General features: G+C 70.6%; 20 protein-coding genes and 1 pseudogene. 14 read left to right on the top strand and 7 right to left on the bottom strand.

The features are described from left to right. Positions 1–166: 166 nt before the first annotated feature. Positions 167–1,492: a hemolysin family protein gene (locus LJ657_RS27475; RefSeq protein ID WP_232651438.1), complete on the top strand. Its 1,326-nt coding sequence runs from the start codon at positions 167–169 to the stop codon at positions 1,490–1,492. Beyond that, a complete protein-coding gene (locus tag LJ657_RS27470) occupies positions 1,489–2,574 on the top strand; it encodes a hemolysin family protein (protein WP_232651437.1) in 1,086 nt (361 codons plus the stop codon). Before LJ657_RS27475 ends, LJ657_RS27470 begins: the two co-directional genes overlap by 4 nt. Before the next feature lie 131 nt (positions 2,575–2,705). On the opposite strand, the gene LJ657_RS27465 is transcribed toward LJ657_RS27470, so the two are convergent. Both LJ657_RS27465 and LJ657_RS27460 read right to left on the bottom strand, forming a co-directional pair. Then, the gene (locus LJ657_RS27465; protein WP_232651619.1) at positions 2,706–4,571 is read right to left on the bottom strand and encodes an AAA family ATPase; all 1,866 of its coding nucleotides are present in this window, start codon (positions 4,569–4,571) and stop codon (positions 2,706–2,708) included. Between the two features lie 427 nt (positions 4,572–4,998). After that, complete coding sequence (locus tag LJ657_RS27460) at positions 4,999–5,652, bottom strand: uridine kinase family protein (RefSeq protein WP_232651436.1); 654 nt, start codon at positions 5,650–5,652, stop codon at positions 4,999–5,001. Between the two features lie 218 nt (positions 5,653–5,870). Between LJ657_RS27460 and LJ657_RS27455 the strand changes: the two genes are divergently transcribed. The 8 genes from LJ657_RS27455 (at position 5,871) to LJ657_RS27415 (ending at position 15,170) form a co-directional block, all read left to right on the top strand. Next, on the top strand, positions 5,871–6,821 hold the full coding sequence (locus LJ657_RS27455) for a hypothetical protein (RefSeq protein ID WP_232651435.1): 951 nt from the start codon (positions 5,871–5,873) through the stop codon (positions 6,819–6,821). 69 nt (positions 6,822–6,890) lie between these two features. Then, positions 6,891–8,345, top strand: a complete 1,455-nt coding sequence (locus LJ657_RS27450) for an amino acid permease (protein WP_232651618.1) — start codon at positions 6,891–6,893, stop codon at positions 8,343–8,345. Positions 8,346–8,545: 200 nt separating this feature from the next. Continuing rightward, the gene (locus LJ657_RS27445; protein WP_232651434.1) at positions 8,546–9,934 is read left to right on the top strand and encodes a C39 family peptidase; all 1,389 of its coding nucleotides are present in this window, start codon (positions 8,546–8,548) and stop codon (positions 9,932–9,934) included. A gap of 134 nt (positions 9,935–10,068) precedes the next feature. Beyond that, positions 10,069–10,209, top strand: coding sequence for an SCO1431 family membrane protein (locus LJ657_RS27440; protein WP_232651433.1), 141 nt, complete (start codon positions 10,069–10,071; stop codon positions 10,207–10,209). Between the two features lie 121 nt (positions 10,210–10,330). Next, the gene (locus LJ657_RS27435; RefSeq protein WP_232651432.1) at positions 10,331–10,990 is read left to right on the top strand and encodes a TetR/AcrR family transcriptional regulator; all 660 of its coding nucleotides are present in this window, start codon (positions 10,331–10,333) and stop codon (positions 10,988–10,990) included. Positions 10,991–11,437: 447 nt separating this feature from the next. Then, positions 11,438–12,610, top strand: a complete 1,173-nt coding sequence (locus LJ657_RS27430) for an acyl-CoA dehydrogenase family protein (protein WP_232651431.1) — start codon at positions 11,438–11,440, stop codon at positions 12,608–12,610. A gap of 349 nt (positions 12,611–12,959) precedes the next feature. After that, a complete protein-coding gene (locus LJ657_RS27420; RefSeq protein WP_232651430.1) occupies positions 12,960–14,060 on the top strand; it encodes an Rv3169 family protein in 1,101 nt (366 codons plus the stop codon). A gap of 12 nt (positions 14,061–14,072) precedes the next feature. Beyond that, positions 14,073–15,170: a phosphotransferase family protein gene (locus LJ657_RS27415; protein ID WP_232651429.1), complete on the top strand. Its 1,098-nt coding sequence runs from the start codon at positions 14,073–14,075 to the stop codon at positions 15,168–15,170. Between the two features lie 10 nt (positions 15,171–15,180). Here LJ657_RS27415 and LJ657_RS27410 read toward each other — a convergent pair whose 3' ends face one another. Beyond that, positions 15,181–15,615 carry a hypothetical protein gene (locus LJ657_RS27410; protein ID WP_232651428.1) on the bottom strand — a complete coding sequence of 145 codons (435 nt, stop codon included), beginning with the start codon at positions 15,613–15,615 and terminating at the stop codon, positions 15,181–15,183. Positions 15,616–15,891: 276 nt separating this feature from the next. Here LJ657_RS27410 and LJ657_RS27405 point away from each other — a divergent pair, with 276 nt between their 5' ends. From LJ657_RS27405 to fxsA, 4 genes and pseudogenes are all read left to right on the top strand, one after another. Then, positions 15,892–16,332 carry an Lrp/AsnC family transcriptional regulator gene (locus LJ657_RS27405; RefSeq protein WP_232651427.1) on the top strand — a complete coding sequence of 147 codons (441 nt, stop codon included), beginning with the start codon at positions 15,892–15,894 and terminating at the stop codon, positions 16,330–16,332. A gap of 77 nt (positions 16,333–16,409) precedes the next feature. Continuing rightward, positions 16,410–18,011, top strand: coding sequence for an amidohydrolase (locus LJ657_RS27400; RefSeq protein WP_232651426.1), 1,602 nt, complete (start codon positions 16,410–16,412; stop codon positions 18,009–18,011). Positions 18,012–18,546: 535 nt separating this feature from the next. Next, positions 18,547–19,341: a polyprenol monophosphomannose synthase gene (locus LJ657_RS27395; RefSeq protein ID WP_232651425.1), complete on the top strand. Its 795-nt coding sequence runs from the start codon at positions 18,547–18,549 to the stop codon at positions 19,339–19,341. A gap of 111 nt (positions 19,342–19,452) precedes the next feature. Then, a pseudogene (fxsA, locus tag LJ657_RS27390) lies at positions 19,453–20,009 on the top strand (FxsA family membrane protein). Positions 20,010–20,108: 99 nt separating this feature from the next. Here fxsA and LJ657_RS27385 read toward each other — a convergent pair. From LJ657_RS27385 to yczE, 4 genes are all read right to left on the bottom strand, one after another. Further along, on the bottom strand, positions 20,109–20,483 hold the full coding sequence (locus LJ657_RS27385; protein ID WP_003977404.1) for an RNA polymerase-binding protein RbpA: 375 nt from the start codon (positions 20,481–20,483) through the stop codon (positions 20,109–20,111). A gap of 267 nt (positions 20,484–20,750) precedes the next feature. After that, positions 20,751–22,085 carry an MFS transporter gene (locus LJ657_RS27380; RefSeq protein ID WP_232651424.1) on the bottom strand — a complete coding sequence of 445 codons (1,335 nt, stop codon included), beginning with the start codon at positions 22,083–22,085 and terminating at the stop codon, positions 20,751–20,753. A 62-nt stretch (positions 22,086–22,147) separates the two neighbouring features. Then, the gene (locus LJ657_RS27375; RefSeq protein ID WP_232651423.1) at positions 22,148–22,915 is read right to left on the bottom strand and encodes a glycerophosphodiester phosphodiesterase family protein; all 768 of its coding nucleotides are present in this window, start codon (positions 22,913–22,915) and stop codon (positions 22,148–22,150) included. After that, a complete protein-coding gene (yczE, locus tag LJ657_RS27370) occupies positions 22,912–23,565 on the bottom strand; it encodes a membrane protein YczE (protein ID WP_232651422.1) in 654 nt (217 codons plus the stop codon). The genes LJ657_RS27375 and yczE overlap by 4 nt, the downstream gene beginning before the upstream one ends. Positions 23,566–23,656 lie beyond the last annotated feature (91 nt).

The raw sequence follows: 23,656 nt of genomic DNA, 5'->3' as shown, positions 1-23,656 counted from the left end.
CTTGATTAATCTGTTGGCGGAGGCGTTCTCACTGCGCCTCCGCCGCTGAAGTTCCCGCCGGGCTTCAGAGACCCCTGCTACCCGAGGAGTGACTCCCTCCAGCGATGGACGGATCGTCCTGTAGTACCTGCGCCGCCACCTCACGACATACCGAGGCGGCGGCATCATGACCACCCCCCTGCTGCTCCTCGGAGCGGCCCTCCTGCTGATCCTGGCCAACGGCTTCTTCGTGGCCGCCGAGTTCGGCCTGGTCACGGTCGAGTCGACGGACGCCGAGAAGGCCGCCGCCGAAGGCGACAAACGGGCCCGAAGGGTCGCCGAGTCGCTCAGGGAGCTGTCCTTCCAGCTCTCCGGCACCCAGCTCGGCATCACCATCACCTCCCTCGTCGTCGGCATGCTCGCCGAGCCCGCGCTCGCACAGCTGCTGCACGGGCCCTTCACCGCGATCGGCATCCCCGAGGGCGCCGTCTCCGGCGTCGCGGTGGTCGTCGGCATGCTGCTGGCCTCCGCCGTGCAGATGGTGATCGGGGAGCTGGTGCCCAAGAACTGGGCGGTGTCCAAGCCGATGCAGGTCGCGCGCTTCGTCGCCGGTCCGCAGTACGCCTTCGCCCGGCTGTTCCGCCCGGTCATCGCCGCGTTGAACGCGGTCGCCAACCGCCTGGTCCGAGCCCTGGGCGTCGAGCCCGCCGAGGGGCTGGCCTCCGCCCGCACTCCCGGCGAACTGGTGTCCCTGGCCCGACATTCTGCGCAGGCCGGCGCCCTGGAACAGGACACGGCCGACCTGTTCGTACGGACGCTCTCGCTCGCCGAGCTGACCGCGCAGCACGTCATGACCCCGCGCGTGAAGGTCAGCGCCCTGCAGTCGACGGCGACCGCCGAGGACGTGGTCAACCTGACCCGCGCCACCGGCCTGTCCCGCTTCCCCGTCTACAAGGAGCGGATCGACGAAATCGTCGGCATGGTCCACCTCAAGGACGCCCTGGCGGTCCCGGTGCACGAGCGCCTGCGCACCCCCGTCGGCCGCATCGCCCGCCCGGCGCTGCTCGTCCCCGAGACCCTGCCCGTGCAGCCGCTCCTGGCCCAGCTGCGCAGCGAGCAGCCCATCGCGGTCGTCGTCGACGAGTACGGCGGCACGGCGGGCGTCGTGACGCTGGAGGACATCGTCGAGGAGATCGTCGGCGAGGTCCGTGACGAGCACGACGGGCAGGACGTGCCCGAACTCGCCGCCGCCCCGGCGGAGGACGGCAGGCCCGCCTGGGACGCCGACGGCAGCTGCCGGGTCGACATCCTGCAGCGCATAGGACTCGACGTGCCCGAGGGGCCGTACGAGACCGTCGCCGGACTGGTCGCCGACCGGCTCGGCCGTATCCCGGCCGTCGGCGACAAGGCCGAACTGCCCGGCTGGCGGCTGACCGTGCGCCGCGTCGGCCACTACCGCGCCGAGCGGGTCCGGCTGGTCCGGACCGGCCTGGTCGTGGAGGTCGCCCGATGAGCGTGCTCCAACTCCTGTTCGCCGCACTCCTCGTACTGGCCAACGGCTTCTTCGTCGGCGCCGAGTTCGCGCTCGTGTCCGTACGCCGCAGCCAGATCGAACCCCTCGGCACGGCCCGTGCCCGCCAGGTCCTCTATGGCCTGGAGCGGCTGCCGCAGATGATGGCGGCGGCCCAGTTCGGCATCACCGTCTGCTCGCTGACCCTGGGCGCGGTCGCCGAACCGACCGTCGCGCACCTGCTGGAACCGGTCTTCGAGTGGGTCCACCTCCCGGACGGGATGATTCACCCGCTGGGTTACGTCATCGCGCTCGCCGCCGTCGTCTTCTTCCACCTCGTCATCGGCGAGATGGTCCCGAAGAACCTGGCGATGGCCGCCCCGGAGAAGGCGGCCATGTGGCTCGCCCCGGGCCTGGTCGCCTTCGCCCGCGTCTGCAAGCCGATCACCGTCGCCCTCGGCGCCGTCGCGCAGGCGATCCTGCGGCTCTTCCGGGTCGAGCCGAAGGACGAGGTCGAGGCCGTCTTCACCAGTGAGCAGCTCAACCGCCTGGTGGAGGACTCCGGCCAGGCGGGTCTGCTCGACCCCGAGGAGCAGGAACGCCTGGAGGACGCCCTGGAACTGGGCTCCCGCCCGGTGACGGACGTGCTCCTGGGGCGCGAGTCCCTGGTGACGGTCCCTCCGTCGGTCACCCCGGGCCGGATCGTCGAGCTCACCGCTCGCACCGGATACTCCCGCTTCCCGATAGCCGCGGAGAACGGCGCCTTCATGGGCTACCTGCACGTGAAGGACGTACTGGACCTGGAGGACTCGGAGCGTGCGGTGCCGCAGCAGCTGTGGCGCCCGATGACGACGCTGCGATCCGAACTCCCCCTGGACGACGCCCTGACGGTGATGCGCCGCGCCGCCACCCACCTGGCCCAGGTGGCCGACGCCTCCGGAAAGGTCCTGGGCCTGGTGGCCCTGGAGGACGTACTGGAACTCCTGGTCGGTGAAGTCACGGACCCGGCCCACCGGGACATCCCGGAGGTGAAGGTCACGGAGCCAAGGGCGAGCGGGGAGCCGGAGCAGGCACTGGCCGGCTGACGCAGGGCTTCCCCGCGCCCCGGAAGGGCGCGGGGCTGTGTCTGATTTGCGGCTCCGCCGCGTGGGCGGCGACAAGCCACGACGTACCCGCAGTCGCGAGAGACCGCAGGCACCGAGCTCTTGGGCGCAGCTCACATTCCTGACGGATCCTGGGGCCCCCGCCCCGACAGCACCTCTCCGTACGCCTGCATCAGATCGGGCAGCCGCAGTGTCGACAAGTCGTCCCGCGACAGAACCCCGGGATACGTCGACAACCGCAGATCCCGATACGCGCAGCTCTTCTCATACAGCGTCCGCAGAAACCGCCCGTTCCCGAGCTCGTCGATCCACCCCTGGTCGACCACATGTCCGGCGATCGACCGCAGCTCGTCCAACGCCTCCTCGTCCCAGACGTCGCCGTTCTCGGCAGCCAGCACCTCACCGATCGAGGTGAGTTCGAGCGGCCGGTACGAGGGGAAGTCGACGCGGCTGGTGAAACGGGACGACAGGCCGGGGTTGGCGGCCAGCAGGCGGTCCATGCCCTCCGGGTAGCCGGCCAGGATGACCACCAGGTGGTCACGGTTGTCCTCGGCCCGCTTCAGCAGTACCTGCAACGCCTCGTCGCCGTACGCGTCGCCCTTGCCGTAGCCGGAGTTGGAGAGCGAGTACGCCTCGTCGACGAACAGCACACCGCCGATCGCGGAGTCGATCAGTTCGTTGGCCTTCACGGCCGTCTGGCCCAGGTACTCACCGACCAGGTCGGCCCGCTGCGCCTCCACGAGGTGGTCGCCGCCGAGCAGCCCGAGGGCGTAGAAGACGCGTCCGAGGATGCGGGCGACCGTTGTCTTGCCGGTGCCGGAGGGGCCCGAGAAGACGAAGTGCCGTTTCGGCGGCTGCACCGGTAGACCCTGGCCGGCGCGCAGCCGCGCCATGTTCAACTGGGCCGACAGCGCATTGACCTGTCGCTTCACCGGTTCCAGGCCCACCATGCGCTCCAGCTCGGCGAGCGCCTCCTCGAGCAGGACGGGGTCGGTGGGGCCGGCCGGCAGCGGAGATCCCGGTGAGCCGACGGTCTTCTCGCGCACCGCCGGGTCGATCGCCGACGGCAGCGGGCCGACCGGCGGGAGGTCGGACTCGGAGAGCCTCAGGTCCCGGCCCTCGGCGCCGAAGAGCGGGTCCAGGGTGTCGGGGCCCTCCAGGGCGTCCTGGCCGCCGGAGAGCGTGATCGCGGCGAGGTCGGTGACCTCGTCGTACCCGTCGCCCTCGGCGATCGCCGCGAGCCGGGCCGAGGTGTCCATGAAGGCGGGGTCGACGCGGTGCACGGCCCGGTACAGGGGGAGGGCGGCGGCCGAGCGGCCCGTGCCCTCGTGGGCGCGCGCCAGCCAGTAGCGCAGCTCCTTGCGCTGCGGCTGTTCGCTGCGGCAGCGCATCAGGGCGGACGACAGGAGCGGTTCGGCCTGCCCGTACATCTCCAGGCGGACCCGCGCCATGCCGCCGAACAGGCCTGCCTCGATACCGAGCAGAGCGTCGTCGATCAGCGGGTCGGTGTGGCGGACGAGCTGGTCCCAGTCCTTGACGAGGTAGGCGCGGCAGGCGTGCAGAAAGCGGACCTGCGGGTCGGTGTCCACGGGCGGCAGACCGGCGAGGGCCCGGTCCAGCTCCGGGACATGCCGGCCGTCCAGCCAGTGCGAGGCGTGTGCGAGCAGCAGATCGCGCGGGCTCTCCAGCACGGGTTGCACCCACCAGCCGAGCCAGTACCAGGAGTTGAGGGAGCGGCGGTGCCGGGCGCGCTGTTCGCCGAAGCGGTCCCGGTGCCGGAACATCCGTAACAGCGCGGTCGTCGTGTCGACGCGCAGCGCGTGCAGTCCGAGCCAGCCGTCGGCCATCCCGGGATCCATCCGGACCGCGGCCCGGAACTCCTCCTCCGCCTGCGGATAGGCGCCCATCGTGTAGGCGTCCACACCCCGCAGCCAGGCGAGGTCGGCCGGGGCCTCGGGGCCCTGCATGCCGAAATCCATCACGTCCCCCACAAACCGTGCCCCCGTCGGTTGACCGCCGGACCGCTGTCCGCCGGCCGCCTTGATCGAACCGCCGTACCGCGGACCGGAGTTGCGGTGCGCGCAGCCGTCCATCAGGTCGCACCGAGGGCATCGTACCTGCGGGGGTGTCGCCCGCCGAAGGGTGCCGCATGGGCCGTTTGGCGAGGTGGGAGCAGACGGGGCGCGCTTCGGACGGTAACGGTGGGTGAGCGAAATGTGCCGCGGGGCGTCCGGAAAACAGGGTGCGGGCAGAACGAAGCCCCCGATCACGGGGGAACAACCGGGGGCTTCGCGACTGTGGGCGGCTTCGAATGGCCGCACATTGAGAACGTAAGTCCTGTACGGCCGCCCGGTCAAGCGGAGTTGAGGCACTCCGGCAAGTTCTCCGGCGGGCGTCTTCACAAGTTCAGCACACTGCCGTTGGTCCGTCACCGTGCGTGAGTGTCTGGTCCGGTCCAGCAGTGTTCACGGGTCCCGGGAGCACCTCGTAACCCTTCTCCGACTGCCGCACCAGGAGGTCGGCGAACGGCCGCGAGGGGTCGTCGGCGAAGTGCCGCCGCTCCGCCCTGACCCATCCGGCCCAGAACTCCCGCTGTTCCTCCCTGTCCCGCTGCCGTCCACGCGTCCAGGACTCCTCGTGCGGCAACTCCATCCACAGCAGTGCCGCGAGGTACGGGCGCACGGCGCGACGGCCCGCGCCGACGCCCTCGACGAGGACCACCGGGGCGGGCGGCAGTGTGCGCGGTGGTCCGAAGCAGCGGGTGTGCCAGTCGTAGGGGGAGTAGTGGGCGCTCTCGCCGCGGCTCAGCGGTTCGATCACCTGGGCCAGCAGTCGCCCGGTCCACTCGAACAGCTCGTCGTGGCTGGCGATGTCGTCGAGGCGCAGCACGGGCGCCCCGTCCAGTGCCCGGGCCAACCGCCCGGCGAACGTGGACTTTCCGGAGCCGGCATGTCCGTCGACGCCGATCAGGCGGACCGGGCCGCAGGACGGGGGCAGACGGTGGAGCCGGGAGGCGAGGTCGTGAATGGCCGTTCCTTGGCTGGCTGGAGCGTTGGGCATATTCGACAGGAACATTCTAGTCGTGGGTGAAATCGGGGCGAATGGGCGGGTCGGAAAATAGTGCCGCTTTGAACCAGTTGTTGGCTGGCCGCGAGCCAGTGTTAATCCCGACCGGAAACTCGGCTTGCCTTCTCGAAAACCGCGTTCCGGTTGCACCCATTGCTGAGTAAGGTGCGAGGTGCACAACTGCGAGGCGTCGTACGGGGAGACAGGAGCAGATGGTCGCTGGGTTATTCGAAGGGCAGTATGTGTGGCATCCGGCGGCCGACGACCGCTTGCTCGCGAGCGTATGCGTGGACATACGCGCCGGCCGATACCGGAGCGCCCATGAAGCTCTCGCCGAGACACACGGCGACTTCGGTCTGCGCGCCCACCGCTCCCTGGTCCTCGCCTCCGAGGCCGCCGACTCCGACCTCGCCGAGCGCTGGCTTGCCGAGGAGCCGACCGCCGAGGCCGCGCTGCTGTGGGCGCGGGTGGCGGTGCTGCGGGCGCTGCGCGCGGCCGACGCGCACGACGAGCGGGCCGGGGCCCTGGAGCGGATCGCGCTGACCGCCTGCGACCGGGCGGCGGGGGCGCACCCGGCCGATCCCACGCCCTGGACGGCCCGGCTGGCCATGGCTCGGCTGCACCGGCTGACCGACCCGGCCCCGCGCGGGTTGCTGACCGCGCCGCCCGGCCCCTGGCGGCTGTTCGCGCACGTCCTGTCGCTCGACCCATGGCACCGCGAGGCCCACCACCGCTTCCTGGCCTGCTTCTTCACCCGGCACGGCGGCTCCGTGAACGCCGCCTGGGACGTCGCCGCCTTCCTCGGCCAGCGCGCACCCGCCGACTCCCCGCTGCGCCTGCTGCCCCTCGTCGCCCTCGTCGAGAGCTACAACCCGACCCAGTTGCTCGCCGGCCGGGTCTGGGAGCAGCCGCAGTGGCGCTCCACCGCCCTCGCGATCTACCAGAACTGGCTGCCCACGATGCCGGGTTACCGCTTCACCCCGGTGCTCGACCTGGCCTACCTCGCGCACGCCCTGGTCATGGGCAAGCGCGAGTTCGAGGCGCGCGCGGTCTTCGCGGCGATGGGGCCGTATGCCTCCCGTATGCCCTGGTCCGCCTTCGGAGACCCCGTTGACCAACTGTCCCGGGCCCGCCGCGCCTGCGGCCTCCCTGTCCCCCCGTAGACCCCCCGCAGAGAGAAAGGCCGCCCTGTGCCGGAACGGATATCGGACGACGACGCCGTACTTCATGAGATGGGTTACCCGAGGAAACTCACCCGTCGATTTCAGGCGTTCGACAATTTCGCCATCTCATTCACCATCATCAACATCCTCTCGGGAATCTTCTCCGGTTTCGGATTCGGGCTGAACGCCGGCGGCCCCCGCATTCTCGTCTTCGGCTGGATCGGCGTCTCCGTCATGGTGCTCTTCGTCGGGCTCGCCATGGCGGAAGTCGCCTCCGCCTATCCGACGAGCGGCGCGCTGTATTTCTCCGCCGGGAAACTCGCCAAACGGCACAAGGGCGCCTGGTCCTGGTACACGGGCTGGCTGAACTTCGTGGGTCAGATCGGCGGCACGGCCGCCACCGGCTACGCCGCCGCCACCTTCATCCAGGCCTTCATCGCCCTGCAGTGGCACTCCTACGTGCCGACCACCCACCAGACGGTGCTGATCACGGCACTGCTCATCGTGCTGCAGGGACTGGCCAACACCTACACCGTCCAACTGGTCGCGCTCCTCAACCGGATCTCCGTGTGGTGGCTGCTGATCGGCCTCGTGGTGATCGTCGGCGCCCTGATCGTCGGACCCGGCCAGCACCGGTCGGCCTCGTTCGTCACGCATTTCGCGAACAACACCGGTTTCACCAACGGGCTTTACGGCGGGATGCTCGGTCTGCTGGTCACCAGCTGGACCTTCACCGGCTTCGACGGCAGCTTCCACATGTCCGAGGAAACGGTGCGGGCCACGGTCAACGCCCCGAAGGGGATCACCCGTGCGATCGGCTACTCGGCGATCACCGGTCTGATCCTGATGCTCGCACTGGTCTACAGCATTCACGACTACGGCCATGTGGCGAGCGCGTCCGCTCCGCCCGTCCAGATTCTCATCGACGGTCTCGGCCTGACCACCGCCAAGGTGCTCCTGCTGATCGTGATCGGCGCGATGCTCTTCTGCGGTCTCGCCAATCTCACCAGCAACACCCGGCAGATCTTCGCCTTCTCCCGCGACGGCGCCATGCCCGGTTCCCGTCTGTGGCACTCGGTCTCGCCGCGCACCCGCACCCCGGTCAAGGCCGTCTGGCTCGCGGTGGCCTGCTCGCTGGCCCTCGTGCTGCCCGGCTGGTGGTCGCACACGGCGTTCACCGCCATCGTCAGCGTCAACGTCGTCGGGCTCTTCCTCGCCTACGCCGTGCCGATCCTGCTCCGGCTGAGCCTGGGCGACGAGTTCCAGGCGGGCCCCTGGCACCTGGGCCGCTGGAGCAAGCCCGTGGGCGTGATCGCCGTGGCCTGGATCCTGCTCAGCAGCGTCCTGTTCATGCTTCCGCAGGCCTCGCCGATCACCGTCGACTCCTTCAACTACGCGCCGATCGCCCTAGCCGTCGTGTTGGTCGTCGCCACCGTCTGGTGGTTCGCCACCGCCCGCCGTCGCTTCCAGGGGCCGGTCAGCTACGGGCGGCCCGACGAGGTCGCGGCGATGGACCTGATCTGAGCCTGCGGCCCGGCGCCCCGTGTGCGCCGGGCCGGACGGCCCTGCAGGTCATGCCAGTGGTCGAGACCAATATTGGTGGGCGTGGCACGGGCCGAAGTGCTGGCAGGACGTTTCCCCTGCGGCCATAGTTGGCGCACCACAGCACAGCGCTACCGCGCATTCGGACCTGCCCGACTCGGACACCTGGGGGTCGCTCCGCCATGAACAGAGCCGAACAGCCGTCCCGCAGAACCGTCCTGGCTGCCACGCTGGCCGCCGCGGTGGTGGGCCCCGCCGTCACCGCCGACGTGGCCGACGCCGAGGAGTCCGCCGTGGCCCCGTCCCTTCCCCACTCCCGGCTTCGTTCGAGCAGGGGGATCCCCGCGGTCGACTACCGAGCCTGGACCTCGTACGGGGACTGGTCGACGGGCGCCGCGCAGGGCACCCGCGCCGTCGGGGGCGCCCGCCCCGGCGTGGTGATCGCCGCCCCCGCCGGCACCACCGACTACACGGACCCGCACACCGGCACGACCGCCGCCTGGGAGTACGCGGTCTGGACGTCCCCCGTCCACAGGCTCCGCGTGCCCGCCACCGAGGTGATCGCCTCCTGGAACGCGCACACCCCGGCCGGCACCTGGCTCCAGGTCGAGCTGCACGGCACCTACTCCGACGGCACGCAGACCCCCTGGTACGTGATGGGCCGCTGGGCGGCCGGCGACCAGGACATCAAGCGGACCTCGGTGGACGACCAGAAGGACGGCAAGAGCGCCATCTGGACGGACACCTTCGCCATCGACGACGCGACGACCGGGCTGCGCCTGGTCTCGTACCGCCTACGCCTCACCCTGTACCGCAAGCCACGCAGCAAGCTCACGCCCACCGTGTGGCGGCTCGGCGCGATGGGCTCGGACATCCCCGACCGCTTCACCGTGCCCGCCTCCACGCCCGGCCTCGCCAGGGAACTGATCGTCCCGCGCTACTCGCAGGAGATCCACAAGGGCCAGTACCCCGAGTACGACAACGGCGGCGAGGCCTGGTGCAGCCCCACCTCCTCGCAGATGATCATCGAGTACTGGGGAGGCAGGCTCACCCCGGAGCAACTGGCCTGGGTGGACCCGAGCTACGCCGGCCCCCAGGTCGACCACGCGGCCCGCTTCACCTACGACTACCAGTACGAGGGCTGCGGCAACTGGCCGTTCAACGCCGCCTACGCGGCCACGTACAAGGGCCTGCAGGGCGTGGTCACCCGGCTCGGCTCGCTCACCGACCTGGAGACGCTGATCGCGGCCGGCATCCCGGCCATAACGTCCCAGTCGTTCCTCAAGGGGGAGCTGACGGGGGCGGGCTACGGCACGGCGGGGCACCTGATGACCGTCATCGGCTTCACCGCCGACGGCGATGTGATCGCGAACGACCCGTTCTCGCCGAGCGACGACGCGGTACGCCGTGTCTACAAGCGGCGCGAGTGGGAGAACATCTGGCTCAGGACCAAGCGGTACAACGCCTCCGGCAAGGTCGTCTCCGGCACCGGAGGGGTCTGCTACCTGTACTTCCCGGCGCGGCTCACACCCCGCCGGCGCAGGGCGCTCGCAGCGGTGGGCGTGCGCTGAGCCATGGGCGAGGGCCCCGGGAAACCGGGGCCTTTCCCGTGTGACCGATGTCTCCGCCGCACATGCCGCTCCAGGTGGCAAAGTGGACAGAAGCCCGGGGGAGTCCACCGCACGTCCGACCTCAGCGAGACGCCATGACCGCACACTCGGCCCGCGCCGCCCGCACCCGCACCGGCGGTCCCAAGGGCGACGGCCCGAAGATCCTCGAGCACGTCTCGGGCTGGACCCTCGTCATGGTCGTCGCGATGCTCGTCACCCAGCTCGGCCTGCTGTGATCTGACGCAAGCAAGGCCCGGCCCCGCCTGCTGCCGCTCGTCGATCCGACTCGAACGAGTGGACGTTGTTGTTCTGACATACTGCGGATGTCCCGCAACCTGCCCGAGACCAGGGTCGAAATTGAAGATCAGCGAACACAGCGACGCCACCCGACCCCGGGCGCGCGGCACCGAACGCTCGCTGGCGCGTCGAGCCGAACTCATCGCCATCGGGCGGAAGTTGTTCGCCGACACGTCGTACGACGCGCTCTCGATGGACGACATCGCGCGGCAGGCGCATGTCGCCAAGGGGCTGATCTACTACTACTTCCAGTCCAAGCGCGGCTACTACCTGGCGATCATCAACGACTCGGTCGCCGACCTGGTCACCTTCGCGGCGAGCGAGCTGGAACTGGAGCAGCTGGACCGGGTCCACCGCACCATGGAGGGCTATCTGCGCTACGCCGAGCACAACCAGGCCGCCTTCCGCGCGGTCGTCAGCGGCGGTGTCGGCTTCGACGCCGAAGTGCACGCGATCCGGGACGGCGTGCGCGAGGCGATAGTGGCGACCGTCGCCGAAGGGGCGTACGGCCGTACGGACATCGCCCCGCTCGCCCGCATGGGCCTGTTCGCCTGGGTGTGCGGCGTGGAGGGTGCCACCCTCGACTGGATCGACCGCCCCCAGCTGTCCCGCGAACAGATGCGCGAAATCCTTGTGAAACAGCTCGGCGGCGCCCTGCGCGCCATCGAGGAACTGGACCCGGCCTACCCCACTCCCGCCCCGGCCCGCCGCGACGCCTGAGCGAGGGGGGCGCCTCCGCCCACCCCGACTGCCGTACTCCTGCGGCCAGTTGATCTTCTTGGTCGGCTCACCGCCCACCAAGTCGGTAGCCAGGCGCTTGGTCTTGATCACCTTCCGTGGCCGTGGGCGCCCTGCCCGCATGTCCCCGTGGCTGCCTTCGAGGACCCGTGGACCGAATGGCGGCAGCCTGGCGGAGGCGGCGGCGCCTCGTGTCACCTTCCGTCGGACATCGCATGCGGTGGGTGGCCGCGATATTCTTGAAGTAAGCGGTCGTTAACTGGTGACGGGGTGCCTGCGATCGGGCATACTCACAGCGCACAGCCGCTGGTCAGCAGCTTCCGAGACCCGGGAGAGCGAGCATCGGCCGGCCCGGAAAGACCCGGCGGAGCCGCCCCCACCCAGGGCGCACGTCGGCCGATGTGCCCGAACAGGGAGGAGAGCGTCGCCATGCCCGACCGCGCCCCGCAGCCGGTGGACCGTCAACTGCCCACGGACGAGGCCCGGGATCTGATCTCGCTCGTCCGCGACATCGCCCAGCGCGAGATCGCTCCGAAGGCGGCCGAGGAGGAGGACTCCGGACGCTTCCCTCGTGAGGTCTTCACGCTGCTGTCGGAGTCGGGACTGCTCGGGCTGCCGTACGACTCCGAGTACGGCGGGGGCGACCAGCCCTACGAGGTATATCTCCAGGTCCTCGAAGAACTCGCCGCGGCACGCCTCACCGTCGGCCTCGGCGTCAGCGTGCACACGCTCGCCTCCTACGCGCTCGCCGCCTACGGCACCAAGGAACAGCAGGTCGAGCACCTGCCCGCGATGCTGGGCGGCGGCCTGCTGGGCGCCTACTGCCTGTCCGAGCCGTCGTCCGGCTCCGATGCCGCCTCGCTTCGTACGAAGGCGGTGCGCGAAGGCGACGAGTGGGTGATCACCGGCACCAAGGCCTGGATCACGCACGGCGGGATCGCCGACTTCTACACGGTGATGGCCCGGACGGGCGAGGAGGGGCCGCGTGGCATCACCGCCTTCCTGGTCCCGGGTGATGCCGAGGGTCTGACCGGCGCCGTGCCCGAGAAGAAGATGGGGATGAAGGGCTCGCCCACCGCGCAGGTCCACTTCGACGGCGTGCGGGTGGCGGACGAGCGCCGCATCGGCGAGGAGGGCCAGGGCTTCGCGATCGCCCTGGCCGCGCTCGACTCGGGCCGGCTCGGCATCGCGGCCTGTGCGATCGGCCTCGCCCAGGGGGCGCTGGACGAGGCGGTCGCGTACGCCACCGGGCGGCAGCAGTTCGGGCGGCCCATCGCCGACTTCCAGGGGCTGCGCTTCATGCTCGCCGACATGGCGACCCAGATCGAGGCGGGCCGGGCGCTGTATCTGGCGGCGGCGCGACTGCGTGACGCGGGGCGGCCCTTCGCCAAGCAGGCGGCCATGGCCAAGCTGCACTGCACGGACACCGCGATGAAGGTCACCACCGACGCCGTGCAGGTCCTCGGCGGGTACGGCTACACCGCGGACTTCCCGGTCGAGCGCTACATGCGCGAGGCCAAGGTGCTGCAGATCGTCGAGGGCACCAACCAGATCCAGCGTATGGTCATCGCCCGTCACCTCGCGGGTCCTGAAACGCGCTGAACTGGCCTCTGGTGACCTGCGGGGCCGCCAGCCTGATCCACTCCGGGTCGTGGCGGCCCGGCAGGGTGCGGCCCCGGTCGGCCCAGGCCCGCATCAGGTCGCGGTAGATCGGCGGATCCTGCAGATGCGGCGGCACCGGCACAACCGTTCCTGCGGGGGCGGAACGAACACGCGGCGCTGACGCCCGATCACGGAATAGGTGGGGGTCATACCAGGGCAACGCGGAGGTACGCGGACAGGTCACCCATCCGCGGAATCGAGCGTGAGTTCCCGGACGTCCGGCTCCCTCTCTGGTCTCGGCCAGCTGCCTGACGTACCGTCAGCTCAGCCGTCTCCAGGGAGGTTTGGCGTGGCCGACGACCGCCCCGTACCACTCGACGAGTACCCCGTGCACCAGGTCCCGCTGTCCATGAAGCACATGGCGACCGGAGACCGGAACGCCTACGACCGCTGCATCTTCCACGTCCTCGACCACGAGGGGCGCGCGCTGCTCATCGCGGGTCTCGGGGTGTACCCCAACCTCGGTGTGATCGACGCGTACGCGACCCTGCGGACCGGGGACGACCTGCACGCGGTGCGCGCCTCGGACGCCCTCGGCGAGGACCGCATGCGGCTCGCCGTCGGTCCGCTCGGGATCGAGGTCGAGGAGCCGCTGCGGCGACTGCGGCTGACGGCGGACGACGACTTGCTGTCGTACGACCTCACCTGGACCGCCGACTTCCCCGCCCTGTGGGAACCCCACCACCTCCAGCGCCGCGGCGACCGGCTCACCCTCGAAGGGCGCCGCTTCGTCCAGGCGGGCGGGGTGGAGGGCGTGATCCGCGCCGCGGGTGAGGAGTTCCGGGTCACCGCCGACGAGTGGACCGGCACCCGCGACCGCAGCTGGGGCGTGCGGCCCGTACCGGGGGAGGAGGGCGGTCGCCTGGCGGAGGAGCACCCGACCGAGGGCTTTCACTGGCTGTGGTGCCCGGTCCGCTTCGAGGACCGCTTCCTCATGGTCGTCGTCCAGGAGGACGCCGACGGCTACCGCTCCCTGAACGACGCCACTCTCGTGCGGCTCGGCCACCGAGACCGTCAACTGGGCTGGCCCCAGACCGAGATCACCTACCGCTCGGGTACCCGCCACCCGGGCCGCGCCCTCATCCACCTCGGCGACCTGCGTAAACCGCAGGAACTGGAGGTCGAGATCCTCACTTCCTCGCCGCTCGCCATCGGCGCCGGTTACCCGCCCGCCGACGACTGGCAGCACGGCACCTGGCGGGGCCGCGGCTGGACCGACCGCCGTACGTACGACCTGACGCAGCCGCACGCCCAGGCCGCCTACGGGGTCACCGACCATGCCGCCCGCTTCCGGCTGGACGGGCGGGTCGGGTACGGCATCTTCGAGCACGGATCGTTCGGACGGCACGATCCGAGCGGGTTCACGGACTTCAACTCGGTCGCACCGTAGGTGGTATGTGACATGGCACCCACTGCGCCCCGCCCCCGCACCAGCACCCGCGACCCGGAGGACCTGGCCCGCCGCCTCACCGCCTGGCTCTCCACCCGCCTGCCCGGCGCCAGGGCGGTAGGCGTCACCGTCCCCGAGTCCAACGGCATGTCCAGCGAAACCCTGCTCTTCGACATCGAACACCCTCAACCGCCGGTGCGGGCCTGCGTGTTGAGGCTCGCGGCGGACCCGGCGGCGTACACCGTCTTCCCGGTGTACGACATGCCACGCCAGTACCGCACGATGCGCGTCGTGGCGGAGCACTCGGATCTGCCGGTGCCGAGGGTGCTGTGGCTGGAGGAGGATCCCGGCCCGCTCGGGGCGCCGTTCTTCGTGATGGAGCGCGTCGAGGGGCGCGTGCCGCCCGACGTCATGCCCTACACGTACGCGGGCAACTGGCTGCACGCGGCCGGCGACGCCGAGCGCGAGCATCTGGAGGCCGCCTCGATCGGGCTGCTGGCCCGACTGCACGACCAAGTGCCGCCCACGAAGGCCGAGTTCCTCGCCCTCCCGGGCGAGGGCGACGCCTTGCGCCGCCATGTCACCGCCCAACGCGCCTACTACGACTGGGTCGTCGACGGGCGCGAGCGCTCACCGCTCATAGAGACCGCGTTCGACCGGCTGGAGGAACTCTGGCCCAGCGCTCCGGGCACACCGGTACTCAACTGGGGCGACGCACGCATCGGGAACGTCGTCTACGACGGCTTCGACCCCGCCGCGGTCCTGGACTGGGAGATGGCGGCACTGGCCCCGCGCGAGGTCGACCTCGGCTGGACCGTCTATCTGCACCGCTTCTTCCAGGACCTGACGGTCGCCTTCGGCCAGCACGGTCTCCCGGACTTCCTGCGCCGCGACCGGGTCGAGGCCCGCTACGCCGAACTCACCGGCCACACACCGCGCGACATGGACTTCCACACCCTGTACGCCGCGCTGCGGCACGCGATCGTCATGCTGCGGATCGCCTACCGGCAGGTGCACTTCGCAGAGGCCGCCGTGCCGGCGGATCCGGACACACTGATCCTGCACCACGACAGTCTGCGGGCCATGGTGCAGGGCAGCTACTGGAGTTGAGCGAGGCGGTTCAGGCGGCCTGACGGCGCATCGCCGGTACGCGCATCGGGCGCGAACCCGGCCCGCCGACGTGCGAGAACGGCTGCGTCCGCCAGTCGAGTCCCTGGGGGAGCGTCAACAGCAGGGCCGTGTCCTGCTCCTGGGGCTCGGCCGACTCGTCCGCGGAGCGGGCCTCGGCCGCCCTGCGGCCGGTTCCGGCGCAGACCGTGAGGCCGAACGGGTTCCACGGCGAGGCGCACAGCGCGTGCTCCGGCAGGGCCTCCTCGTCCGCGAGCAGCGCGATGGGCTGCGTGCAGTCCGGGCAGATCACCCGGTACATCTCGAAGGTGTCGTACGCGTCGAGTTCGTCCTCGAAGGCGTCGGGTTCGACACCCTCCGGCTCGGGCTCGACGACCGCCTGGAGCCGCTTGGGTGCGGTACGACCAGGGCGCTTAAGACTCTGCATGGATTCTCCCCCTCGGGTGGGCCGTTCGGGCACTGCGGCCTCGACCACAGCAAGCACTTCCCGTCCCGTCTGGGCGGTAATCACGAGAGCATCACGGAGACGTCTCGGCGGCTGTGTCCTTCGTCACATGCCGCCCGCAGGTGCCCGGGGCGGACGTTTGTCCCTGAGGCGGCCCACAGGCGGCTCACGGGCAGCTCTCGGGCACATCACAAAGCGGGTATGACCTGGACGGCTCAGGTATCCGAGGAGATCAAGCGCACTGTAGGTTCTTGCGTCATGGAGGAGCTGGACCGTCAAATCGTGCAGCTGCTCGTCAAGGACGGGCGGATGAGTTACACAGACCTGGGCAAGGCCACGGGTCTGTCCACGTCGGCCGTGCACCAGCGGGTGCGCCGGCTGGAACAGCGTGGCGTCATCCGCGGCTACGCCGCGGTGGTCGACCCGGAGGCCGTCGGGCTGCCCATGACCGCGTTCATCTCGGTCAAACCGTTCGACCCCAGCGCCCCCGACGACATCGCGGACCGTCTGGCCGGGGTCCCCGAGATCGAGGCCTGCCACAGCGTCGCGGGCGAGGAGAACTACATCCTGAAGGTCCGGGTGGCCACGCCGCACGAGCTGGAGGAACTGCTGGCGCGCCTGCGCACGCTGGCGGGCGTCTCGACGCGCACGACGGTGGTCCTCTCCACGCCGTACGAGGCACGGCCGCCGCGGATCTGACCGCCCGTGGGCAGGACGGCCGGGCCAAGGCGGACCTGCGTACCGGGCGGTCCCGGTGAGGCGCGAGACTGTTCCCCATGAGTGAGCGCAGCCCCGAGCCGAAGACCGTCCTGCTCCGCCGCGGAGAGGTCCACAGCCCCGCCGATCCCTTCGCGACCGCGATGGTCGTGGAGCGCGGCCTGGTCGCCTGGGTCGGCTCGGAGGGTGCTGCGGACGCCTTCGCGGACGGTGTCGACGAGGTGGTCGACCTGGACGGCGCCCTCGTCACCCCGGCCTTCGCCGACGCCCATGTGCACACCACCTCCACCGGCCTCGCGCTCACCGGGCTCGACCTGTCCGACGCGCCCTCCCTGGAGGCGGCCCTCGCCCTGGTACGGGACTTCGCGACGGCCCGTCCGCAGGACAAGGTGCTCCTGGGGCACGGCTGGGACGCCTCCCGCTGGCCCGGCGGCCGCCCCCCGACGCGCACGGAACTGGACGAGGCCGCCGCGGGGCGCCCCCTCTATCTGTCCCGTATCGACGTCCACTCGGCGGTCGTCACCACGGCCCTGCTCGACCTGACCGCCGGTCTCGGCACGGTGGACGGCCCGCTGACCGCCGACGCCCATCACGCCGTGCGCGCCGCCGCGTTCGCAGCCGTGACGCCGGCCCAGCGCGCCGAGGCCCAGCGCACCGCGCTCGCGCACGCCGCCTCCCTCGGTATCGGCTCCGTCCACGAGTGCGCCGGACCGGAGATCTCCTCCGAGGACGACTTCACCGGTCTGCTCCGGCTCGCGGCCCAGGAGACGGGGCCGCGAGTGATCGGCTACTGGGCCGAACAGGACGTGGCGAAGGCGCGCGCACTGGGCGCGGCCGGTGCCGCTGGTGACCTCTTCGTCGACGGCGCCCTCGGCTCGCACACCGCCTGTCTGCACACGCCGTACACCGACGCCGACCACACGGGCCGCGCCTACCTGGATGCCGCCGCGGTGGCCGCACACGTCGTGGCCTGCACCGAGGCCGGCCTCCAGGCGGGCTTCCACGCGATCGGCGACGCGGCCGTGACCACCGTCGTCGACGGTGTGCGCGCCGCTGCCGAGAAGGTCGGCCTCGCCCGTGTGCGCGCCGCCCGCCACCGCGTGGAGCACGCCGAGATGCTCACACCCGAGACGATCGCGGCCTTCGCCGACCTGGGCCTGACCGCCTCCGTTCAGCCGGCCTTCGACGCGCTGTGGGGTGGCGAGGACGGTATGTACGCCCAGCGCCTGGGCGCCGGCCGGGCGCGCACCCTGAACCCGTTCGCGGCCCTGCTGCGGGCCGGCGTCCCGCTCGCGTTCGGTTCCGACAGCCCGGTCACGCCACTCGATCCGTGGGGCACGGTCCGCGCCGCCGCCTTCCACCGCACGCCCGAGCACCGCGTCTCGGTGCGCGCGGCCTTCACCGCCCACACACGTGGCGGCTGGCGGGCCATCGGGCGGGACGACGCGGGCGTCCTGGTGCCGGGCGCACCCGCCGACTACGCGGTGTGGCGCACCGACGAACTGGTGGTCCAGGCGCCCGACGACCGGGTCGCCCGCTGGTCCACCGACCCCCGCTCCGGCACCCCCGGCCTGCCCGACCTCAGCCCCGGCCGCGACCTGCCCGTCTGTCTGCGCACCGTGGTCGGCGGGCGGACGGTGTTCGTACGGCCGGGCGAGTGATCTCCCGGGGTGGCGCGGCGCCGATCGACGTCCCGAACGGCGTCGCACGACCTGCGTATCCTCCGCCCTGACCAGGGCATTGATGCAAAATGCGCAGGTCAAACGGCTGTTGACAGCCGATGGCAGGGGGCCGGTAGGTTCGGCCGAGTCCACCACCGGACGCCCGACCGGGGAACTACCGCACTCGTCGCAGCGCCACTGGGTCAGGGACGGTGTGCCGCACCGGGGCACCGCCACTGGGAGCCAGGCTCAGCGCCCGCGCCGCGACGGGGGAACGTTCCGGCCGGTCGGGGAGGTGTGACCCGGGTGGGGCCCGGGCTCAGTAGACAACGGCTCTCGGTCGACCCGCAGCCAGCGGGCCCCAGGTCGGCCCGAAGAGCGCCGGGCCCCCATCCGTAGTTTCACGAATGTGCCCGAAAACGCGTTCTTACCCCGCTCTTGTGGAATCGACACCACTATACGAACGTCCTGCCGCGTCATCCCAGGCCGTGGCCACTATGGTGGACGTCTGCGTACGGGACACGAAGGGGCAGCAGTGAACGACGGCGACGGGACCCTCGCGGCAAAAGCCCAGGGGAGGCAGTTCGGCCCGCTCGGCACGGCCTTGGTGATCATTCCGACCTACAACGAGGCGGAGAACATCAAGTCCATCGTCGGCCGGGTGCGGAAGGCGGTCCCCGAGGCGCACGTCCTCGTGGCCGACGACAACAGCCCCGACGGCACCGGCAAGCTGGCAGACGAACTGGCCGCCGAGGACGACCACGTCCAGGTGCTGCACCGCAAGGGCAAGGAGGGCCTGGGCGCCGCCTACCTCGCGGGCTTCCGCTGGGGCCTGGACAACGGCTACGGCGTCCTCGTCGAGATGGACGCCGACGGCTCCCACCAGCCCGAGGAACTGCCCCGGCTGCTCACCGCGCTCAAGAGCGCCGACCTGGTTCTCGGCTCCCGCTGGGTGCCGGGCGGACGGGTCGTGAACTGGCCCAAGAGCCGCGAGTTCATCTCCCGCGGCGGCAGCCTCTACTCACGCCTCGCCCTCGCCCTGCCGCTGCGCGACATCACCGGCGGCTACCGCGCCTTCCGCCGCGAGACCCTCGAGGGCCTCGGCCTCGACGAGGTCGCCTCCCAGGGCTACTGCTTCCAGGTCGACCTGGCCCGCCGCGCGGTCAAGGCCGGCTACCACGTCGTCGAGGTGCCCATCACCTTCGTCGAGCGCGAACTGGGCGACTCCAAGATGAGCCGCGACATCCTCGTCGAGGCCCTGTGGCGGGTCACGGTGTGGGGCGTGGGGGAGCGGGTCGGCAAGGTCACAGGCCGCTCCAAGAAGGCCTGACCCGCCATCCGCCTGCAGCGGGCCCGCACGGTAGGGCCCGCGCACGGTCTCACAGGATCGGCTGATCATTCGCTTATGCCGCGCTGAGCCGGGCCCAGGCACACTGGATGCATGACGACAGGTGCTCCGACCCCCACGTATCCCGCCCGGCCCCGGCGCTCCCGGCTGCGGACCTTCCTGCCGCTCGGAGTCGCGGCCTGGCTGGTGCTGGAGATCTGGCTGCTGACCGTGGTCGCGGGCGCCTCGAACGGGTTCACCGTGTTTCTGCTGCTGCTCGCGGGCTTCGTGCTCGGTGCCGCGGTGATCAAGAAGGCGGGCCGACGCGCCTTCCAGAACCTGAACGAGGCGCTGCAGCGCGGCGGCACCCCGCAGAGCGGGGGCGGCAACGGCCTGCTGATGCTCGGCGGGCTGCTCCTGATGATCCCCGGCCTGATCTCGGACGCGATGGGTCTGCTCCTGCTGATCCCCCCCGTCCAGAAGGCCCTGAGCCGTTTCACCGAGCGCACCCTCGACCGCAAGCTGCGCGAGGCCGGCGCGGGCAGCTTCGGTGACGCCTTCCAGCAGGCCCGTATCCACCGCCCCGACGGCAAGGTCGTCCAGGGCGAGGTCATCAGGGACGAGCCGGGCGGAGACGCCCCGCAGGGCCCAAGCCGCCGCTGACCCGCTGAGAACGCCGTAGGACACACGACTGCGGGCGCCCACGTGAATCTCCACGTGGACGCCCGCAGTCGCTTGCGTCGTTGTTGTCCGCCCGACCCCGGCAGGAACTAGGCCGACTTGCGGCTGTCCCGCGGGTGGACCGCGATGTTCATCGCGCCCGAACGGAGAACGGCCAGGCGCTCCTCGAGGACCTCTTCGAGTTCCTCGCGGGTGCGCCGTTCCATCAGCATGTCCCAGTGTGTACGCGCGGGCTTGGCCTTCTTTTCCTCAGGGCCGTCGCCGTCAACGAGGAGTGCCTGGGCCCCGCAGACCTTGCACTCCCACTCCGGCGGGATCTCCGCCTCGACCGAGAAGGGCATCTCGAACCGGTGCCCCTTCTCGCATGCGTACTCCACGGCCTGGCGCGGGGCCAGGTCGATGCCGCGGTCCGTCTCGTAGCTGGTCACCACGAGGCGCGTGCCGCGAAGAGCTCGCTCACTCATGAATCGTGCCTCCCGGGCTTGTCGCCCACAGGACAGGTGTCGCTGTCGTCGTCATCCGGTCAACGTCCGGTCGGCGGTAAAGATTCCCGTTCCGTGTCCCGTTCCGGGTCATGCGTCGCCGTCGTAGCCGCCCCTTGTTGTACCCACCAGCGCCCGGTTTGTCACATCTGCTAGCAGATGTCACTCAGCGTTTCGGCATCTTTGACGCGCAGTAACGGTACGCCTGGCAGGCCAAACGCGTACACTACAGCCCTTTCGCCGCGAGTGCTAAATCGTCTCGGGAACCGGATTGCCTGCATCCAAGATCGCCTGCCGCACCGGAACCCGTGCGAGCAGGGCAAATCCGATGACGAAGAAGGCCACGAGCGAGATGATCGCGTCGCGATAACTTCCGGTCAACTGGTAGGTGATCCCGAACAGAAGCGGTCCCAGCCAGCTCATGCCCCTGTCGCTCATCTCGTACGCCGAGAAGTACTCGGCCTCTTTGCCGGGCGGAACCAGATGCGAGAACAGGGAGCGGGACAGGGCCTGGCTGCCGCCCAGCACGAGACCGATCCCGGACGCCAGCACGAAGAACCACACCGGTGCTCCGGCCGGCAGGAAGTACCCCGCCCCCAGGGTCACGGTCCACGCCACCAGCGAGCCGAGGATCGTGCGCTTGGTTCCGTACGTCCGGGCCAGCCTTCCCATCCCCAGCGCGCCCGCCACCGCCAGCAGCTGGACCATCAGCACGGCCGTGATCAGCGTGGACTGGCTCAGGCCCAGCTCCTGGGAGCCGTACACCGACGCCTGGGAGATCACCGTCTGGATGCCGTCGTTGTAGATGAGGTAGGCGAGAAGAAAGGCGAGGGTGAGCGGTTTGCCGCGCATGTCCCGGACGGTGGACGCCAGCTGCCGCCAGCCGTGCACCGCCGGCGCCGTGTACGTCGTACGGCGGTCGCGCAGACGCTTCAGCGGTACGAGGGTGAAGGCGCCCCACCACAGGCCCGCGGAGGCCAGGCAGATGCGCACCGCCGTCGACTCGGAGACACCGAAGGAGTCGTGCCCGGTGAACAGCACCAGGTTCACGACCAGCATCGACGAGCCGGCCGCGTAGCCGAACGCCCACCCGCGCGAGGAGACCCTGTCGCGGTCCTCGGGCGGTGCGATCTGGGGCAGGTAGGAGTTGTAGACGACCATCGAGACGGCCACGGACGAGTTGGCGACGATCAGCAGGAGGCCGCCCAGCAGATAGCGGTCCCCGGACAGGAAGAACAGGCCCGTGGTGGCCGTCGCTCCCACGTAGGCGCAGGCGGCGAGCAGCGGCTTCTTCCGTCCCGTGCGGTCAGCTGCCGCGCCCACCAGCGGCATCACCAGGATCGACACGATCACGGACGCGGAGACGCAGTACGCGAAGAACGAGCCGGCGCGCACCGGGATGCCCAGCGGATGCACGAAACCGTCCGGGTCCGCCGCCGACTTGGCGACCGCCGTCAGATAGGGGCCCAGGAACACGGTGAGCACGCTCGTCGAGTAGACGGAACAGGCCCAGTCGTAGAAGTACCAGCCGCGCTGCTCGCGCCGCCTGTCGATGACGTCCGTCCGCACGGTGTCGGTGCTCACCCGTGCCCTCGCTTCCCCGCTGAAGTGCCGTGCGAAGGCTCGGGGGAGGGGCCGCCGGGAGCTCAGGCCCAGACGCCGCGTTCTTCCATGACCTTGCGCAACGTGTCGATGTGATCGGTCATGATGCCATCGACTCCCAGGTCCAGGAGCCGGTGCATGCGATCGGGCTCGTTGATGGTCCACACGTGCACCTGCAGCCCGCGCGCGTGGGCGGCGCGGACGAAGCGGTGGTCGACGACCTGGATGCCGGACTGCGCCTCGGGCACCTGAGCGGCGACCGCGGAGGCGCGCAGCGCGGCCGGGACGCCCCAGGAGCGCAGCCGCAGGTTGAGCACCCCACGTGTGCCGTACGACGTCGCCAGGCGCGGACCTGCCAGCCGCTGGGCACGCACCACGCGCGCCTCGGAGAACGAGCCGACGCAGATCCGGTCCCACGCGCGCGTGCGCTCGATCAGGTCCAGGAAGGGGTGGAGCGAGGTCTCCGCCTTGAGGTCGACGTTCCAGCGCACCTCGGGGAAGGTCTCCAGCAGCTCCTCGAAGAGGGGCACCGGCTCCTTGCCCGCCACGCGCGCGTGGCTCACGTCCTTCCACGGCAGGTCCGCTATGCGCCCCGCGCCGTCCGTCATCCGGTCCAGGGTCGAGTCGTGGAAGGCGACCAGCCTGCCGTCCGCCGTCGTGTGGACGTCGGTCTCGATGTAGCGGTAGCCCGCCTCCACCGCCCGCCGGAACTGCAGCACGGTGTTCTCCAGGCCGTCCGCTGCCCCGCCCCGGTGGGCGAAGGCGATCGGGCCGGGATGGTCGAGATAGGGGTGGCGTATCCGGGTGGTCACCGTCGCAGTATGGCCCCGGCGGGTTGCCCTTCGGCAACCACCGTGCTGCCGCCGGATGCCGGCGGGACGTCGAACACCCGCAGGAAGAGCTGGGCGAGCGGGCCGATCGACACCGCGTAGAGGACCGTGCCGATGCCGACGGTGCCGCCGAGGGTGAAGCCGGTCGCGACGACCGCCAGCTCGATCGCCGTCCGCATCAGCCGGATCGAGCGGCCGGTGCGCCGGTGCAGGCCCGTCATCAGCCCGTCCCGCGGGCCCGGCCCGAAACGGGCGGAGATGTAGAGCCCGGTGGCCACGCCGTTGAGCAGGATGCCGGCCAGCAGGAGAGGGATCCGTACGGCCAGGGAGTGCACGGCCGGGACGAGGGCGAGCGTGCCGTCCATGGTGAGGCCGACGGCGAAGACATTGGAGACCGTGCCGAGGCCCGGGCGCTGGCGCAGCGGGATCCACAGCAGCAGCACCGCCGCGCCCACGACGATCGACACGACACCGATGGTCAGGCCGGTGAGCCTGGCCAGGCCCTGGTGCAGCACCCCCCAGGGTTCGAGTCCCAGGCCCGCCTCCACGAGGAGTGCGGAACTCACGCCGTACAGCGCGAGCCCGACGTAGAGCTGGATCAACCGTCGTCCGAGACGGTTCTTCGTGGACAAGAGGTGCCCCCGTGGTCGTAGTGGACTGGTTCGTGACACCCTGAGGCTTGGGTGGAAACATCATCCATGGCCAATTCAGGGAAGGTGGACT

This window comes from Streptomyces guryensis (assembly GCF_021261325.1).
Taxonomy (GTDB): Bacteria; Actinomycetota; Actinomycetes; order Streptomycetales; family Streptomycetaceae; genus Streptomyces; species Streptomyces guryensis.
The sequence above is the reverse complement of the archived record's forward strand: the minus strand, read 5'-3'. Positions and strand labels throughout refer to the sequence as shown.